Source organism: Actinopolymorpha sp. B17G11, assembly GCF_040196095.1.
Classification (GTDB): domain Bacteria; phylum Actinomycetota; class Actinomycetes; order Propionibacteriales; family Actinopolymorphaceae; genus Thermasporomyces.
On the sequence record NZ_JBEFTW010000063.1, the window covers coordinates 1 to 16,340 of the forward strand.

The 16,340-nt window shown below is 67.7% G+C and carries 15 protein-coding genes, 4 tRNA genes and 1 pseudogene; 8 read left to right on the forward strand and 12 right to left on the reverse strand.

Going from position 1 to position 16,340, the window contains the following annotated elements; translation table 11 throughout:
* Positions 1-122: 122 nt before the first annotated feature.
* Positions 123-674, reverse strand: coding sequence for a CbrC family protein (locus tag ABN028_RS33730; RefSeq protein ID WP_349699435.1), 552 nt, complete (start codon positions 672-674; stop codon positions 123-125).
* 116 nt (positions 675-790) lie between these two features.
* On the opposite strand from ABN028_RS33730, the gene ABN028_RS33735 reads away from it, so the two are divergent.
* Both ABN028_RS33735 and ABN028_RS33740 read left to right on the forward strand, forming a co-directional pair.
* Positions 791-1,411 carry a hypothetical protein gene (locus ABN028_RS33735; protein ID WP_349699436.1) on the forward strand — a complete coding sequence of 207 codons (621 nt, stop codon included), beginning with the start codon at positions 791-793 and terminating at the stop codon, positions 1,409-1,411.
* Between the two features lie 116 nt (positions 1,412-1,527).
* The gene (locus ABN028_RS33740; RefSeq protein ID WP_349699437.1) at positions 1,528-2,208 is read left to right on the forward strand and encodes a hypothetical protein; all 681 of its coding nucleotides are present in this window, start codon (positions 1,528-1,530) and stop codon (positions 2,206-2,208) included.
* Positions 2,209-2,334: 126 nt separating this feature from the next.
* Here the strand turns inward: ABN028_RS33740 and ABN028_RS33745 are convergent, their stop codons facing one another.
* Positions 2,335-2,667 carry a hypothetical protein gene (locus ABN028_RS33745; protein WP_349699438.1) on the reverse strand — a complete coding sequence of 111 codons (333 nt, stop codon included), beginning with the start codon at positions 2,665-2,667 and terminating at the stop codon, positions 2,335-2,337.
* A 127-nt stretch (positions 2,668-2,794) separates the two neighbouring features.
* On the reverse strand, positions 2,795-3,406 hold the full coding sequence (locus tag ABN028_RS33750) for a hypothetical protein (RefSeq protein WP_349699439.1): 612 nt from the start codon (positions 3,404-3,406) through the stop codon (positions 2,795-2,797).
* A gap of 135 nt (positions 3,407-3,541) precedes the next feature.
* Between ABN028_RS33750 and ABN028_RS33755 the strand changes: the two genes are divergently transcribed.
* Entirely contained in the window at positions 3,542-3,931 is a 390-nt protein-coding gene (locus ABN028_RS33755) for a VOC family protein (protein ID WP_349699440.1), read from the forward strand.
* Between the two features lie 649 nt (positions 3,932-4,580).
* Here the strand turns inward: ABN028_RS33755 and ABN028_RS33760 are convergent.
* From ABN028_RS33760 to ABN028_RS33775, 4 genes are all read right to left on the reverse strand, one after another.
* Positions 4,581-4,657: transfer RNA gene (locus tag ABN028_RS33760), tRNA-Phe, on the reverse strand.
* Between the two features lie 37 nt (positions 4,658-4,694).
* A tRNA-Asp gene (locus ABN028_RS33765) sits at positions 4,695-4,768 on the reverse strand.
* A gap of 47 nt (positions 4,769-4,815) precedes the next feature.
* Positions 4,816-4,888, reverse strand: a tRNA-Glu gene (locus ABN028_RS33770).
* 150 nt (positions 4,889-5,038) lie between these two features.
* The gene (locus ABN028_RS33775; protein WP_349699441.1) at positions 5,039-6,748 is read right to left on the reverse strand and encodes a metallophosphoesterase family protein; all 1,710 of its coding nucleotides are present in this window, start codon (positions 6,746-6,748) and stop codon (positions 5,039-5,041) included.
* A 71-nt stretch (positions 6,749-6,819) separates the two neighbouring features.
* Between ABN028_RS33775 and ABN028_RS33780 the strand changes: the two genes are divergently transcribed.
* On the forward strand, positions 6,820-7,161 hold the full coding sequence (locus ABN028_RS33780; protein ID WP_502879250.1) for a metallopeptidase family protein: 342 nt from the start codon (positions 6,820-6,822) through the stop codon (positions 7,159-7,161).
* A gap of 90 nt (positions 7,162-7,251) precedes the next feature.
* On the opposite strand, the gene ABN028_RS33785 is transcribed toward ABN028_RS33780, so the two are convergent.
* Both ABN028_RS33785 and ABN028_RS33790 read right to left on the reverse strand, forming a co-directional pair.
* Positions 7,252-8,307: a helix-turn-helix transcriptional regulator gene (locus ABN028_RS33785; protein ID WP_349699443.1), complete on the reverse strand. Its 1,056-nt coding sequence runs from the start codon at positions 8,305-8,307 to the stop codon at positions 7,252-7,254.
* Positions 8,308-8,671: 364 nt separating this feature from the next.
* Positions 8,672-9,145, reverse strand: a complete 474-nt coding sequence (locus ABN028_RS33790; protein WP_349332295.1) for a GreA/GreB family elongation factor — start codon at positions 9,143-9,145, stop codon at positions 8,672-8,674.
* A 342-nt stretch (positions 9,146-9,487) separates the two neighbouring features.
* Between ABN028_RS33790 and ABN028_RS33795 the strand changes: the two genes are divergently transcribed.
* Positions 9,488-10,129 (forward strand): flavin reductase family protein, encoded by a 642-nt coding sequence (locus ABN028_RS33795; protein ID WP_349332296.1) that lies wholly within the window; start codon positions 9,488-9,490, stop codon positions 10,127-10,129.
* Positions 10,130-10,155: 26 nt separating this feature from the next.
* Here the strand turns inward: ABN028_RS33795 and ABN028_RS33800 are convergent, their stop codons facing one another.
* Positions 10,156-11,655, reverse strand: coding sequence for a dihydrolipoyl dehydrogenase family protein (locus ABN028_RS33800; protein WP_349332297.1), 1,500 nt, complete (start codon positions 11,653-11,655; stop codon positions 10,156-10,158).
* Positions 11,656-11,781: 126 nt separating this feature from the next.
* Between ABN028_RS33800 and ABN028_RS33805 the strand changes: the two genes are divergently transcribed.
* Both ABN028_RS33805 and ABN028_RS33810 read left to right on the forward strand, forming a co-directional pair.
* Complete coding sequence (locus tag ABN028_RS33805; protein WP_349699444.1) at positions 11,782-12,408, forward strand: DM13 domain-containing protein; 627 nt, start codon at positions 11,782-11,784, stop codon at positions 12,406-12,408.
* A gap of 76 nt (positions 12,409-12,484) precedes the next feature.
* On the forward strand, positions 12,485-13,078 hold the full coding sequence (locus tag ABN028_RS33810) for a YdeI/OmpD-associated family protein (RefSeq protein WP_349699445.1): 594 nt from the start codon (positions 12,485-12,487) through the stop codon (positions 13,076-13,078).
* Here the strand turns inward: ABN028_RS33810 and ABN028_RS33815 are convergent.
* Positions 13,069-15,774, reverse strand: a complete 2,706-nt coding sequence (locus ABN028_RS33815) for an MFS transporter (RefSeq protein WP_349699446.1) — start codon at positions 15,772-15,774, stop codon at positions 13,069-13,071. The genes ABN028_RS33810 and ABN028_RS33815 overlap by 10 nt on opposite strands.
* Positions 15,775-15,938: 164 nt before the next feature.
* On the opposite strand from ABN028_RS33815, the gene ABN028_RS33820 reads away from it, so the two are divergent.
* Positions 15,939-16,011: transfer RNA gene (locus tag ABN028_RS33820), tRNA-Lys, on the forward strand.
* Between the two features lie 202 nt (positions 16,012-16,213).
* On the opposite strand, the pseudogene ABN028_RS35670 reads toward ABN028_RS33820, so the two are convergent.
* Positions 16,214-16,340, reverse strand: a pseudogene (locus ABN028_RS35670) (IS630 family transposase); the annotation flags it as partial.

Genomic DNA, 16,340 nt, shown 5'->3' on the forward strand with positions numbered 1-16,340 from the left:
GGACACGCGGGTCTCCTTCGGAACAGGACGTGTGGTCAGCGCTTCACATCCTGCCGACGGAGACCCGCCTCAGCTCCTCACAACCCCCACCACCGCGTCACCAACCTCATGAACCGCAACACCTAGGAGGCGTCCGAGTAGGCGACGTGGGTGCCGCAGTGGAGGCAGCGAAACAGGTAGCCGGTCAGGTCGCCGTCACAATGCATCAGGGAGATCTGTTCGTCGGCAGCGGATGCATCGACGCCCAACTGGGCGAGGTCGGCCCGCAACGAGGTGAGTGCGTCCGGCAGGTGTCTGACTTCCTCCCAGCCGACGCGTCCCAAGAAGGCCGCGGCATCGGCGCAGTGGTAGAGCCAGCGCTCGGCCTGCCAGCCGATGAAACCGGGTGTCCGCTGCGAAATCTCTTCGAGGACGGTCTGCGGCACATCGTCGGGCACACCCCAGCCGACGTCGGTGAACTCAGCTCGGGTACTGTCCGGCAACCCCAGACCGATGGCCGCCGCACCGTCGGCGATGCACCGCAGGCAAAGGACGTCAGGCTGACGCCCAAAGATCGGCCCCACGTACCTATGGCCGGCCGGCCTGCTGCAGACGTCACACATCTCGTCTGATCGTACGGCCGAGCCAGTCCCCACTGGGTCGGGGTGATAGCGAAACCTGGGGGCGTCGGCCACGAGTCGAAGAATCTCAGGGAACAGCGCGGACGTGGACTGCTCAGCGGCATGAGCGTGCGCTTGGAGTGGTTAGGACGATGTGGAAAGCCGGGTCCCTTACTGACAGGATCGGTCTGGTGCGCCAGTGGAATGACATCGACTGGGACGAGCCGCGACCGTCCATCGAGGAACTAGTCGGCTCCTGGGGGAGCCTCGACTGGGAACCAGTGCCGATCGATTCTCCGTCCGTCGACGCCTACCTCAGCCAGGTCCGCGACACCCACGTCAACGGCGGCTACCTGATCGGACGGTGGCGCGCCGCACGGTACAGCGACGTCACCGCTTGGTTCGCGGCACGCAATCGCCTCGAAGAGTATGAGATGCACAGGTTGCTCTTCGACAGCCCTGTCGTCCGTGCCGACCTGTCTCCGCTGGAGATTCCGGTGCAACTCGACCGCGTGCCAGGTGCTCTAAAGGAACTTCCGGGTGGGGCGCTCAACCTGGACGGCATCCTCGCGACGATCATCGTCCGCGGTGGCGCTTACAAGTCGTTCCAACGCTCGGCGGCCGAAGCGAAGCGGTTGGCAGATGAAGCGGTCGCTGACCTCACGGGTCGGCGGTATGAAGACTTCCGACTCGACCGGACCCACGAGCCCTGGACCCCCTGGTTCTTCGATGTGGCATGGGACCACACACTCGTTCTCACCGACTACCAGAAGGCGGAGATGACCGTGCTCTGCGTGACTGACACAGACTGAAGCATGCGCTCCTACGGTTCTTCGACAAGACCGCGCACGATCCGCGGCAGTTGCGGATGGACGCGGGGAGTGCGAATTGTGTCGCCGAGTCCGACTTCCCGATGCATCCTTGACCCATGAACTGGAGCCGTGAACTCGTCGACGGCCTCGACCTGGCGTTCAACGAGTCGACGGCGTGCGGCCTGACTTTCGATGGCCAGGCCGCCGAGGCTCGGTTGCTCCTGGAGGTGCTTGCACTCGCCGAAGCAGCTCCGCTAGGCCCGGATCCGCGCCGAGTGGCCGTCTTCACGGGGGTGTCGGCAGTCGAAGTCATCCTTCGCCAGGAGGTCGACGACGATTTTGAGCCTGTGCTGCCGGTGGAGTCGATGGACGCGTTGGAATCGTTCTTCGCGAGCCTTGGCCAGGCCGACGCAATGTACGGCTGGTCGTTCTTCGATGTCGACGATCCTGGCCCGGACTGGATCCAGCCCGCTAGCCTCGTACGGCATAGCTCGAATCCGATTGCGAGCCCACACACCATTCACTGGTTCACCGAGTGTGGGCGACCGGCCGCCGACCGCTGGGAACGCTTCTACCTTCAGGGTGTCGTCCGATTCGAGGATCTTCGGATCGAGACCGCCGATTTACGAGCGGTGCCGCTCGATGCCTTCGTTGCTGACGCGAAGCGGTGGTGGGACGCATTTGAGCGGCACGACCCGCGATTGTCGAGCGACGCGCAGCAACAAGCTCAGGCCGCATCATTGACCTGGCGCGGCTGGGGCGGCACCTCAGTGATGGTGCCGAGCAGCGGAGCTTGATCGCCAGCTCGGCAACTGCGGGAGATCAGAGAGGAACGCCCACAATTCGGCATGACCGCGACTTGCTATTCGCAGCAGATCAGGACGCCACTCGATCTTCGTGCCGCTGTGAATGCCTCGGGGGCGTCAGTCAGTTGGCGCCGTGGATCGCCACCACCACAGGCTGAGCGGCAGGGCGAGGGCGGCTCCCAGACCGGTCCAGGTCAGCATGGCGAAAGTGTCACTCGGACGCGCTTCCCACTCCCCGTCGGGGAAAACGAGCGCCAGCAGGCTGACAACTGCCATGAGACCGAACGTGCCTACGACGGCCCAGGCCAAGAGCGCACCGATGCCCAAGATCGGACGTCGGCCCTGACGGGCCCGCCACCCGCGGTGCAGTGAAGGGAACCGCTCCCTGACGACAACGGCTAGACCGAGCGCCAGGAGACCTCCGACCACGACACTCAACACGTTCTCCACGCCCGAAAGCGTAAGTCAAGCAACGTATGCCTGATCGTCGATTGGCATCGCTTCAGCGCGAGCAGTGCCGGGCACTGTCATCGGCATGGTCGTTCGTCACGCTCGGCGGCAGATCCGGTCGGCGCGACTAGGCATCGAACCAAGCGACGAGCCGAACGTTGTGTGGTCCATGCAGCTTTACGAGTACCCGCATGACCTCGAACACGGGCATCCACTCGTCGCCGATCGCGTCACGGCGGCACAGACGCTCCACTCGATACAGACGGTCACCGACAAGCCACTCCGTGCCCTCGGGGAAGGCTGAACCGTCTTGATCCAGACGATGACCCGTTGCATCAGCCCAATCACGGTCCTGGCCAGCCTTCGAGTCGTACACCCAAGTTCCTTCGGCACCGCGTACGTACCTGTGGATCCTGGCGTCGACTCGCATGGCAGGCTCGCTCCAGTCAATGGCCGCCAGGTCGTCCCCGTTCAGCCAACTCGCCGAGTGGGCTTCGTCGCCGAACTGGTCAGCAACCTCGCGCGTCCGGGGCGCGACGTCAGTCGGTAGCCCTCGTCCAGCGGCCACTGGAGCGAATCCCGCAAAGTTCCGAACACCGAAGAGACAGCCGAACAGGTCATAGTCCCGACCTGCGTACAGCAGACTCAGATCGATGGCCCACTCCCACGTGTCGTCCTCGTCAGGGCCGAACGTGAACTCGGGACGGCACTCGATGCCGCCGTGGATGTCGGTGCCCATGCCGTCAATTCTGGCTCACGCCGCCGATCGATGAGCAGGTCACGACGTGCTGTCATCGGCATGACCGCGCGGAACGCGGCACGAGCGGACGTACGACAGTCATCAGCGCCGGCACTCACGGCAGAATCCGGACGTGTGCGGGCCGAAATCGTCGATGTCGTGGCCGGCATGGCCATCGCTCGCTTGCCCCTCATCGCTATCGACTGTCCCGATCCTGGTGGGCTCGCCAGGTTTTACGGCGCGATGCTGGATTGGAGGATCGACGACTCCGCCGACCGGGCTTCGGTTTGCCCTGAGGACGGCCAGTGCATCGCCTTCCACCGGGTGGCTGATTACACGCCGCCGACGTGGCCGACCCAGGAGCGGCCCAAGCAGATGCACCTCGACATGCTCGTTGACGACCTCGACGCAGCCGAGGCGGCAGTGATCGATCTCGGTGCAACCAAACATCCGGACCAGCCCGGTACGTCCTACAGGGTCTTCCTGGACCCGGCAGGCCACCCCTTCTGCCTTTGTCTCAACTGATCCGTACGGAGCCCTCGGCGTAACGTTCGCGCTCATCGGCAGATCCGTGCGTTGATCCTGCCTCCGGTTGTCAACAGGCTCGTAGGCCTGATGCGTATCAGAGGCAGTGATTTGTCGTAGATCTGCTGTCGGGGGCACCGACTGTCTGCGACCCAGGTCCGCCATCAGATTCGCGACACCTGGGTCTACGGATCTGCCGGTGTGGATCTACCTGTAGAACTCGTTGACGTCCTCGAAGATGTCTGCCAGATGGACTCGCGTCATGTCTGCCGGCATTTCCATCGGGGGCCCGTAGGCCCAAAGTTCAGGAGGGCGGCCTCGGATGAGGCGCTGATGTCCACCTGCTCGAGGCCGTGCTCCTGTGACCGCGGTCCTAGGTGCAACTCGATGCCGGCGCGGGTCACCTGGAACGGGGACCGGGCCGAACGAGGCCTACTCAGGGACGACGGGCCCCGCTCCGACCGCGGACACAATGGACGCAACGGCCACAACACGGCAGCGACCTTCCGCTTCCGAATCAGACGCTTGCAGGCCGCTGACCAGGCACGATGCCGCCGGTGGTCTCAGTTTCCGGTCTCGGTGGTCTCAATTGTTTCGGCCCTGACGGGCACTCGCAGGAGGCTCTGCAAGCCGCTGACCTGCGGAAACATGGTGGGCAGGGACGGGATCGAACCGTCGACCTTCCGCTTTTCAGGCGGACGCTCGTACCGACTGAGCTACCTGCCCATCAACTGCGGTGACCGGCTTGCACCGGCCACCGCAGCGACCCCGACGGGACTCGAACCCGCGACCTTCGCCGTGACAGGGCGACGCGCTAACCAGCTGCGCTACGGGGCCATGCCTTACGTACCGGCGCCGACGAATCTATCGCACGGCGGCGGTCGTGCCCCCAACGGGATTCGAACCCGTGCTACCGCCTTGAAAGGGCGGCGTCCTAGGCCTCTAGACGATGAGGGCAAGCTGCAGCGGATCTTTCCGCCGTCAGGGACCGCCCAAGTCTATGGGTACGCCGTTCGCCACTCCAAACCGGGCACACCCGGAGTCCCCGGATCGCGAGTGGACCGCCGACGCGCCGCCGATGCAACGCTGACGGACCGCCAGGCCGGCCTAGCGCGGTGCGGCGGGGCTTTCCGGCTCTGTCTCGCCGGAGTCGGGCGTACCAGTCGATCCTGCCCCAGGTGAGGACGGTGCGGACGGCGAGGGCGAATCGGACGGCGAGGACTCTTCCTCGGGTAGGCGGGTGATCGTCGGCGTCGGGACAGGGCTCGTGGGCACTGGACCCGAGGGACGCGGGATCGGGCTGGGCGTGGTGGCCTCCTCGTCGGGCTGTACCTGGTGCCGGTCGATCTTGGCCGAGGTGAGGCCGAGCCCGCCCAGGGTGATCTCGTCCCACGCCTGGAGCTGCCGGGTCGACCGGTCGAGATAGAGCACCGAGAGTTCGATAGGCGCTGGTTTGTCCTTCTCGAGGGCGCGCAGCCCGGCACCGCCGGTCGTACCCTCCTGCATCAGTCGACTGCCGCCGGGGAGTACGAGGTTGAGCCGTTCGTGGCCGTGCCCCGTCAGCAGCAGCGACGCGTGTCCGTCGAAGAACGCCGCGCCCGCGCTGTCGTGATAGACGATCGCGTCGACCGCGGGCTCAGACTTCTTCGCCACGTTGGCGATGGCCGCCGCCTGGCGGGCGACCGCTTCGGTCTCCCCGGCGATGTCACGCCCGTCCCGGTCCGGTGTGAAGCGGGGATCACCCGCGCCGAGGAACCGGATTCCCTCCACCGTCTTCACCTTGCCGTCCATCACGATGACGTTGGGCAACTGGCGCATGGCTTCCTCGGTCTCCACGGAGTCGTGGTTGCCGCGGACCCAGACGTACGGAACGCGAAGAGAGGGGATCCGCTGCAGGAAGTAGTTCTCGGCCGGCAGGCCGTGGTCGGTGATGTCGCCGGAGTCGACGATCACGTCGACGGAGTACTGCCGGGTGACCGAGTCGATGATGTCCCAGGCGTGCTCGCCGAGGTGGAGGTCGGCGACGTGCAGAACGCGGATCACGTCGTCCTCGGGTTCGTACGCAGGAAGGGTCGACGTCACGTCATAGAGCTTGGTGACATTGGTGACGAGCCGAGTGAGCTCGTCGGCGTAGGCGTCGAAGTTCTCGGCGATGTCGCGCGCATTGCCGATGAGGGAGGGCGCGCCGGTGAGGAGGCCGGTGTACTTCGGTTCGGTGACGGCGCGCGGGTCGACGGTCATGCTGGCGAGCCCGAAGACCGCGAGGATCGTGACCGCCATACTTCCGCCGGCGATGATGGTCGGCGTCCGGCGGCGGGCCACGATGAGGGTCACCAACATGGCGCTGAGGGTCCCGATCACGAGCGCTTTCGTCGCGGTGGCGTATACGCCTTCCCGCAGGTCACGAATGATCACCGGCTCGATCTTGCTGAGCACCTTCGGGTCGGCGAGGATCCGTTCCGCGGCCTCCTGGTTGATCCGGTCGACGGAGACCTGGAGCTGGACCGGGCCGTTGTGGGTGTCGAGTTCGAGGGTGCCGAGTGGGGGGAGGGAGAGGACGGACTCGCCGCGCCACGACGGGATGAGCCGCATCGTGGTCTCGACCGGCCCGACCGGCTGCTGGGTCGCGCCGAAGAACGCGATGCCGAACCATGCACCGGCGTACGCGACAACCGCGAGGACCACGATCATGGCCGGCCGCCGCAGTCGCGGGACCACCCGGCCCGCGAACCGCCGCAAATGCCGCGCGAACTGCCAGAGCGCTCCGGCGACGGCGATCGCGCGCCTTCGAAGGTCGGACACCGGGTGGTCGGGCATCCCCACCGTTGTACCCCACCTGCGGGGCGACCTCGCAATCAGGGCGGGTCGAGAATGGCGATGTGCTGGAGATGTCGCGGGAGAAGTTCGAAGGCCTGGTCGCCGAGGCGCTCGACGAGGTGCCGCCGGGTCTTGCCCAGTTGATGGACAACGTGGTGGTGCTCGTCGAGGACGATCCGCCGCCGGGGGAGGGTGACCTTCTCGGGTTGTACGACGGTACGCCGCTGACCGGACGCGGTTATTCCTACGCAGGCGTCCTGCCCGACCGGATCACGATCTTCATGAACCCGACCCTGCGCATCTGCGAGACCGTCGAGGACGTCGTCGAGGAGGTCCACATCACCGTCGTCCACGAGATCGCCCACCACTTCGGCATCGACGATGACCGCCTGCACGAGCTGGGCTACGGCTGAGCCATGCCTCGGCCGCGGCGTGGGGGATTGGCGGGTGAGGCAGGGCAGGGGCGGTCGTCCGTAGGCAAGCAACGCCCCGCCCCGTGCGGGTCAGCCGTTCATGGCGGCTGGAGCGCCCGAGCCAGTCGACGAGCCGGGTCGACGCCGCAGAGACGTGGCGTCCGATCCAGAGACCCAGCCGCGTTCGGCTGCCCGGAGCCCGGCCTCGAACCTGCTCCGCGCGTCGAGCCGGGTCATCAACTCGGCCATCATCCGCCTGACGGTACGCAGGGATACCCCGAGTTGGCGCGCGGCCGACGCGTCGGTCATTCCTCGGCCGAGCAGACGGAGCAGATCACGCTCCTGAGGGGTCGGAGCGTCAGCCCGGACCTGAGCCGGGGCGGGTGCCGCGAGGCGTGCCTCGCCCCAGACGTGGTCGAAGAGTTCGGAGAGGGCCGCTGCGAGGGCGCGGTTGTGGACGACGAACGCGGCCGCCGCGCTCGGTTCGGCGGGAACGATCGCCGTCATCCGGTCGACGACGAGCATCGCGGGCGGCAGGGACGGAGTGGTCCGGGCGCTGCCACCGCGGGACACCAGCCAGCGCGCGTGCGCCCGGCCCGCGTCGTCGGCCAGGATGCTTCCGGCGTAGATCGCGCGGACGGACACGCCTCGGTCGATCGCCTTCTCGATCGCGGCGGGGGACACGCCGAGTGCGATCCCGCGTGCGCCCTCGGCGAGGATGCACATCACCGCCGACCGTGACGCCGCGAGCATGTCCTCGACCCGGCCGCGTACGGCGGCGCCGCTCCGCGACAGCTCGTCCGGAGCGGTTGCTCGCGACCCGTCGTACGCGGTGTATGCGGCGACCAGGGCCGCGAACGCCTCCTGGCTGCGGGACAGCTCGTGCTGTTGGGCGAGAAGCTTCGCCTGTCGACGCGCGATGGACGGACCGAGGCCACGCCGCGGGTCGAGGGGAATGAGCCGGCTCGGGTCCTCCGGCGACGCCGCCGCGAGGCCGGCCGCGACGAGTCTCGCAACCACCCGGTCGCCCTGCGCGCGTGAAATCCCGAGACGTTCGGTCATGCGCGCTGCCGTGGGCACGTTGCCCTGGAGGAGGAGGTGGTACGCCTCGCGCATACTCCGATCGAGGCCAAGCACGTCGGACATGGCCAGGTTCCTTAGGTATCCGCCCGCTGAGAGATACCTCTGATTGTGCTCCCATTGCGGTGCCCCTTGACGGGAGCAGTACGCGGACCTGTGGAAAAGTTCCGTCCTCGGACTCGGCGCGACGCCGGGCAGGGACCGGCGGGCAGGGACCGGCGGGCAGCGTGACCACGAAGAGTGCGCGGGTCATAGGCCCGCGCACTCTTCATGAACACGATCTGAGGCGGTGTACGCCCGGCGACGCGCGCCGCGGTAGGGCTTGCCCCGACCTCGACGATGAGGCGGTGTACGCCTGGCGAGAAGCCGCCGAGGCATTCACCGAGGCGTTCCCAAGGCGTCCCCCAAGAGCCCCGACGGGGCGCGCGGGTCAGGCTGCCCGGACCTCGACGATCTCGACGGTGAGTTCGCCCACGGGCGCGTCGTAGGTCACCTTGTCGTTGACCCGGCGACCCATCAGTGCCTGGCCGAGCGGGCTGGTCGGCGTGAGTGCGACGACATCTCCCGCCTGCTCCTCGATCAAGCCGACCTGGTAGGTCTCGGTGCTTCCGTCGTCGAAGCGAAGCGTGACGACGGAACCCACCGCAACGGTGTCGTCGGGCGCGTCGTTCGCCACTGTCGTCGCCGACAGGAGGTCGCGAATCCGGGCCAGACGCCGGTCGATGGACTCGATCTCGATCTGTTGCGTGGCGAACGACGCCTGGTCGACAAGATCGCCGCCGGTGTCGCTGCCTTGTTCGGCGACAAGCTCGGCGCGTCGTTGCGTCAGCTCGATCTCATCCTTCTCCAGGCGGGTACGCGCGGATGCGGAGAGCTGGTGGACTTGATGGTCGAGAAGACTCACGGCGACCACACTCCCTCGGTTGCCCCCAGACGTCGGCCAGGAACCGAAGACACAGATGTATGACCCCGGACCGCCGTCATCGACGAAGGCCCCCATCCTCTCACGCCGCGCCCACATCGGATGTCGAGTATCAAGGTCCGGACGCCCTAAGTGAAGAACTCGTTACGCACCGCGGGTAACAGGGAGATATCGGTGCTCCGGAGGGGATTGCGTACCAGCATGCTGTTCGTCCCGGCCTCCCGGATCCATCTCCGACTGTCCGTGACGTCCGCACTGCGCAGAACCTCCGGCAGACGTGGGTCGGGCGCGCACCGGCAGGTCGTCAGGGGCAGGCTAAGGGGCGTGCCTACTCAGGAAAGTGGCGACGAGGCCGCGGGCGGCGGGTTGATCCACGGCGACAACCCGTTCCTGCCGCCGCCGCACGAGCGCGATCCGGTACGCCGGCTGCGAGGCCGGTTGGCCGCGCCGGTGACGTTGTGGTCGGCCGGCGTGCCGGTCACCGGTACCGCGGGCGTCGCGGCCACCGGTACGGTCGGCGTCGCGGCCACCGGTACCGCCGGCGAGTTGGCGGCCGGTCGTCCGCGTCGGGCCGCTCTTCCGGTGTCCGCCGTCATCGTGGCCGAGGGTGAACCTGGCCTGATTCTCGGGCTCGTCGACGGCGACTCCGAACTGTGGCCGCTGCTCGAGTCCACCGGGCGGTTCGCGGTCTCCGTTCTGCGCTGGGAGCACCGTGCGCTGGCCGATGCGTTCGCCGGTCTGATGCCGGCGCCGGGCGGGCCGTTCCGGCTGGCCGAGTGGACGGACACGGACTGGGGTCCGGTCCCCACCTCCGTACAAACCTGGGCGGGGTGCCGGCTCATGCGGGCCCGGCCGTTCGGCTGGGCGTTGGCGGTCGAGGCAGAGCTCGAACGCATCGAACTGGGGGAGGAGAGCGACCCGCTCCTGCACCGTCGTGGGCGTTACTTCACGGCGCCGGGCGGCTGAACCGTGGACGGCCCGCCGATCGGACGTCACATCCCGTACGCCTCGAGCAGCCGGAGCCACAGCTCGTTCACGGTGGGATAGGCGGGTACGGCGTGCCAGAGTCGCGGCAGCGGGACCTCGCCGACGACGGCGACCGTGGCGGCGTGGAGGAGTTCGCCGATCTCCGGACCGACGGCGGTGAACCCGACGATGACCAGACGTTCCTGGTCGACGACGATCTTCACGTGTCCGGTGTAGCCGTCGGCGCGGAGCGCGGCGCCGGCGACGTTGCCGACGTCGTACTCCACTGCTTGCACGACCACACCCGTGTCCCGCGCCTGTTCCTCGGTGAGGCCGACGGTCGCGACCTGCGGGTCGGTGAAGACGACGGCCGGCACCGCGCCGTGGTCGGCGGTGGCGGCGTAGGGAGACCACGCGACCGGTGCGGCATGCTCCCCGTGCGCCCGTGCCGCGATCGCGTCGCCGCAGGTACGGGCCTGGTACTTCCCCATGTGCGTGAACAACGCCCGATGGTTGACGTCCCCGGCTGCGTAGAGCCAGCCGCCCTCGACGGCGGTCACGCGGCAGCTGTCGTCGACGTCGAGCCAGGAGCCGGGTTCGAGGCCGACGGTCTCCAGCCCGACCGTCGCGGTGTTGGGTTCGCGCCCGGTCGCCACGAGGAAGGCGTCGGCGCTGACGTCGTCGGCGTCGGTGGAGAGGACGACCGGCCCGTCGTTCTCGCGGGCGACGGAGCGGACCGTCGTGGACGTACGCACCTCGACGCCCGCGGCGCGGAGCGACTTCGCGACGTGCTCGCCGGCGAAGGCCTCGAGCGCCGGCAGCAACCGGTCGGCCATCTCCAGCAGGGTGACGTGCGAGCCGAGATCGGACCATGCCTGGGCGAGCTCGCAGCCGACGACGCCGCCGCCGAGGACCGCGAGCCGTTTGGGTGCCTCCTTGGCGCTGGTCGCGTCCCGGCTGGTCCATGGGCGTGCCTCGCGGAGTCCCGGGATCGGCGGCATGGCGGCCTTCGATCCCACGCAGACGCCGACGGAGTGGCGGGCTTCGAGCACTCTGGGCGGTGACTCGTCGGTGGGCTGGACGACCACCCGCTTCGTACCGTCGAGTCGTGCGCTGCCCCGCAGCACCGTGATGCCGGCGTTCTTGGCCCACTCGATCTGGCCCGAGTCGTTCCAGTGAGAGGTGAACGCGTCGCGGCGGGCGAGTACGGCCGGAACGTCGAGCTGCCCATTCACCGCCTCGGCGGCTCCGGGTACGGCGCGCGCGGCCCGTAACGCCTCGCCGCTGCGCAGCAGGGCCTTGCTCGGCATGCAGGCCCAGTAGGAGCACTCGCCGCCGAGGAGTTCCGACTCGACGAGGATCGCGCTGAGACCGCGCTTCACCACCCGCTGGGCGAGGTTCTCGCCGACGGCTCCACCGCCGATGACGATGACGTCGTACACATTCTGGTCCGCCGCTGTCTGGCCAGGCTGGCCCGTCTCGTTTGGCTTGCCCGTCTCGCCGGGTTCGGTCGTCTCCTCGCTCATGGCGGCCCGCGACTCTCCTTCGGACGTGGCGTCTCGGACATGGTGTACCAGGTCTCACCCGTCAGCGTAAGAAGTTGGTAACCGTTCAGGGGGCATCGAAACCTTGGTCGAGTCGTTGTGGTGGACATGACGCGGAGGAAGCAGGGCTTGTGGCGACGCCGGCGGGGCGTCCTGACGGTGGTGACCGTGCTCGTGACCGCGGCCGTCGCAGGCGGGCTGGTGGCCTTCGAACCATGGCGGCTCTTCACCAGCAGCACGGTGAACGAGGAGATTCCCGTGTCGGTCGCCGAAGAAGCGGCGACGCCCTCAGCCCGGAGTACGGCGCCGAGCCCGACTCGGAGCGCCAGCGCCACGCCGAGCCCGACTGGGACCGCCAGCGCCAGCCCGACGCCGGACGACACGCCGGCCGGGCCCAGGGAACTCGCGAGTGGGCAGTTCGTCACCCAGGAGCACGAGACGACGGGTACTGCCCGGATCCTGCGGCTTGCCGACGGCGAGCGCTACCTGCGGCTCGACACCTTCTCCACCTCCGATGGTCCTGACCTGCACGTCTGGATCACCGACCAGGCGGCGGGCGGGTCATGGGGGAAGTACGACGACGGCCGATTCCTCCGGCTGGGCGAGCTGAAGGGCACTGACGGCAACCAGAACTACCGGATCCCGGCGGACGCCGACCTGGCAGGGCTGCGGAGCGTGGTGATCTGGTGCGACAGGTTCAACGTCGCGTTCGGATCGGCGCCCCTCGAGTCGTAGTGGCGGGACACCTGCCTGTCGGCGCAGGCGTACTGGCTGAGGATCCACTGTCGGTGGCTGCTGTTTGACTGACGCCGTGAACAGAAACGCGAGTGTTCCGCCCGAGCTGCCGGTGCTCTCGTTCCCGACGACGGTGGCGTTCGGCGCCTGGCTCGCCGACCATCACGAGACCTCCGCCGGGCTGTGGCTCAAGATCGCCCGGAAGGGATCGGGCGGACAGTCGGTCACCTATGCCGAAGCCGTCGATCTCGCCCTGTGTCACGGCTGGATCGACAGTCAGGCGAAGTCCTTCGATGACGCTCACTGGTTGCAGCGCTTCACCCCGCGCAAGCCACGCAGCAAGTGGTCGAAGGTCAACTGCGACAAGGTCACCCGGCTGATCGAGTCCGGCGAGATGCGTCCCGCCGGACTCCGCGAGGTCGAGCGGGCGAAGGCCGACGGTCGCTGGGACGCCGCCTATGACAGCCCGCGAACGGCGACCGTGCCAGACGACCTGCAGGCCGCGCTGGAGCGTGAAGCCGTGGCGCGCGAGTTCTTCGCCGGTCTCGACAGCCGGAACCGCTACGCGATCCTCCACCGCATCGCCGACGCCAAGAAGCCTGAGACGCGCGCGCGGAGGATCGAGAAGTACGTCACGATGCTGGCCAGCAAGGAGAAGCTCTATCCCTGACGGTCCGGCTCTGGGTAGCGGAGCTCCACGTCGTGCTGGTGGTTGTGGCCGGCGGCGACGTGGATCTCACTGGCGCAGGGCGGATACATGCTCGCGACCAGCGTGTAATCGCCTTCGGGCAGCTCGTCGAACCTGTAGTGCCCGCTTGGCCCGGACGCGGTTGCCCGCACCACGCGTCCCCACCCGTCGACCAGGGTGAGCCTGACGTCGGAGATGCGCCCGGCGCGGCCGCCGCTGACCGTGCCGTGCAGCCGTCCGCCGCCGGTCAGCTCGACGTCGCACCGCACCTTCTGCGTCTCGGGGATGTGGACGACCTGGGCGGACGCGCGGTATCCCGGGGCGGTGACGGCAAGCGTGTAGGCGCCCGGCTCGACGTCACCGAGCAGGTAGCCGCCGCTGGTGGCCGTGGCACCGCTGAGCACGACCTCGCCGTCATGGTCTGCGAGGGTCACGGCCGCGGCCGCGACCGGCTCACCGGTGGCGTTCTTCACCATGCCGTGGATGCCGGTCTCGCCGGTCATGGTGAGCTCGACGGTGGTCGGGTCCTGGCGTACGTCGACGACCTGGGCGTACGGATGGTGTGCGTGGGCGCTGGCGATCAGCAGGTACGGAGCCGGGGAGGGTGCGGTGAGCTCGTAACGACCTCCGCCCGCGGCCACACTGCGGCCGACCTGTTCGCCCGCGATGTCGCAGAGGGTGAGGACGACGCCCGGGAGAGGGCGGCCGTCGGATCGGCGTACGACTGCCTGGATCCGCCGGGGACCCGGTGAGCCGTGGTCGCTGTCGCCGGTAGGCGCGTCCGGTGCCGTATCCAGCGCTGTATCCGGTTCCGTGGTCGATGCGACGGGCGGTGTGGCGGCCGGAGTCTGTGCTGGTGGCGTGGCGGCCGGAGACGGACCGACGTGGTTCGGGTTCCGGCTCTCGGTGTGGGGGGGTTCTTGGCTGCGGTTTCCTGGGCCGCGTTGTTCCGGGCTCGAGGGTTCCGGGCTCGAGTGTTCCGTCGTGAGGGTGTCCCCGGGCCGGTCACCAGCACGCGCGTTCCACGCGACATGACGAGAGGTGCGGAGTGTGCTCTCCTCCAGTACGCACGCGATCAGCAGGCCGGCCAGCAGGACGGGGACGGCGTACCGGAACGTCGGCGGCAGGCCGGCCGCGAAGGAGGCGATCCCCTCCGCGTCGAGGTGGGGGAGTAACCAGGCGAGGCCATCAGCGGTACGCGCAAGGCCCAGGGGAAGCTCGCCGTTGTCGTCGAGCCAGGCCGGCGAACCAGCCGTGAGGGCACTGACGTCTCCGCCCAGTCGGTCGTGGACGAGGGCGCCGGTCGCGACCGCACCCAGGAACGCGCCACACTGCCAGAAGTAGTTCGTCATCGCGGTCGTGACGCCCAGCAGGCAGGGGCCGGCGACATTCTGCGCGGCGAGGACGACGACCGGCATGACCAGACCCGCGCTCACGCCGATGGCCGCCAACGCGACGGTGACCTGCCACTGTGGTGTGTCGGCCGTGAGTGCGGAAATCCGTCCGATGCCGACCATGGCAATGACAATGCCGAGCGCGAGGAATATCCGGTACGAAACAGTCTTACGCATGGTCGCACCCGCAACCAGTGCGGCGAAGAAAAAGCCGCAGCCCAACGGCAACAAAGCTGTTCCGGTTTCCATGGACGTGGTGCCTCGTATGAGCTGCAGGCTCACCGGAAGGTAACTCGCGACGCCGAATACCGCGACGCCGATGAGGGCTGCGACGATGCTGGTGACGACAAAGGAACGATCACGGAAAAGCCGTAGCGGAACTGCGGGCGGCCGGACGTACCTTTCCACCACCATGAACACCGCGATGGCCACGCCTGTACCGCCAAGGAGGCTGAGCATCACCGCGGAATCCCATGCGTACCGTGTCCCACCCAGAATCACCAACAGAGAAACGCACGCGGTGACACACGACAGCAGTAGCGCGCCGACCACATCGGGCCGGACCTTCAATGCACGAGGTGGTCCGGGAATCTTGCCCGCGAAGCCCACGCAGGCAAGGGAGAGGACGATGACAGGTATCTCGACGTAGCAGCACCACCGCCACGTGAGGCGGTCGACAAGTACCGCACCGAGAAGTGGGCCGGTGAAAGACGCCAGTCCGAATACGCCGAGGACAATTCCGAGGAGCGGGGCGGATCGGCGTGGCGTGGTGAGTCCTGCGACAATGGACTGTGCGCCGACGAGGATGCCGGCGGTGCCGATTCCCTGCATCATTCTGAAGGCGATGTATTCGGAGAATCCGGGCGACCAACTCGCGAGGGCGGCGCCGAAGACAAAGATTGTCGCCGCGACCATGAAGAGCTTCTTCCGCCCGACGGTATCGCCGAGGGTGCCGAAGAGCGGCATTCCGGCGGCGACGGCGAGAAAGTAGCCGGGAGCCACCCAGGTCCACTGGTTGCCGGCGTTCAGATCAGCGTCGACGGCCTGCAGGACGGATGGCAGCATCGTCGAGTCGAGCGCCGCGGCAAGGGTGGCCAGCAAGAGACCGGTCACGATGGCGCCCGCGCGGCCTCGGCTGAGCGGCGTAGGTCGTGGGTCGCGGCTCGGGCCAGGCGGCGCGACGGTAGGGCTCGTCGCGCGTCGCACCTGCCGGCCCACCCTCGGATGTTGCGGCGAACCCGGCTTGGTCGAGGTCGCGGTGTTGCTGGTATCGGTCGTGGTCACAGTCACACCCCCGGAGACTCAGTCACCGAGATCACTGTACGGCTCCGCGCCAGTACGGATAGCAACCGAGGGGTAGGTGTCGCGTACCGAAGCTGGGAGGCGGGTCGCCGCCACCGCCCTTGGCTCAGGCTCACCCGCGGTCCCGATAGGCTGCGTTCACTGCCGGGCCGTTAGCTCAACTGGCAGAGCAGCGGACTTTTAATCCGCGGGTTCTGGGTTCGATCCCCAGGCGGCCCACCCACCTTGACCAGCCGGAATGTGCTTCTACCGGAGCGCACGCAGGTGCCAGCGCCTCCCGTTCGCGTCCCCTTCCTGCGCGGGTTGGGTCGCTGTGGGGGCCGGTTGGGTCGGTTCCGGTCGCTCCAAGCTGGCCACCGCATCGTCCAGGTGCTCCGGCCATAGCTCTTCCGAAACGAGGGATGTGTACCGATCGTGGCCTCTAGTACCCCGTGGTTGAGATCTTTTGACGGTTCGTTTTGGTGAGGATCTGGTCGGCGGTCTTGGTCCAGACGAAGGGGTGGCAGCGGTCGTTCCAGCCGGTGATGAATTGGCGGATCTTGGTGATC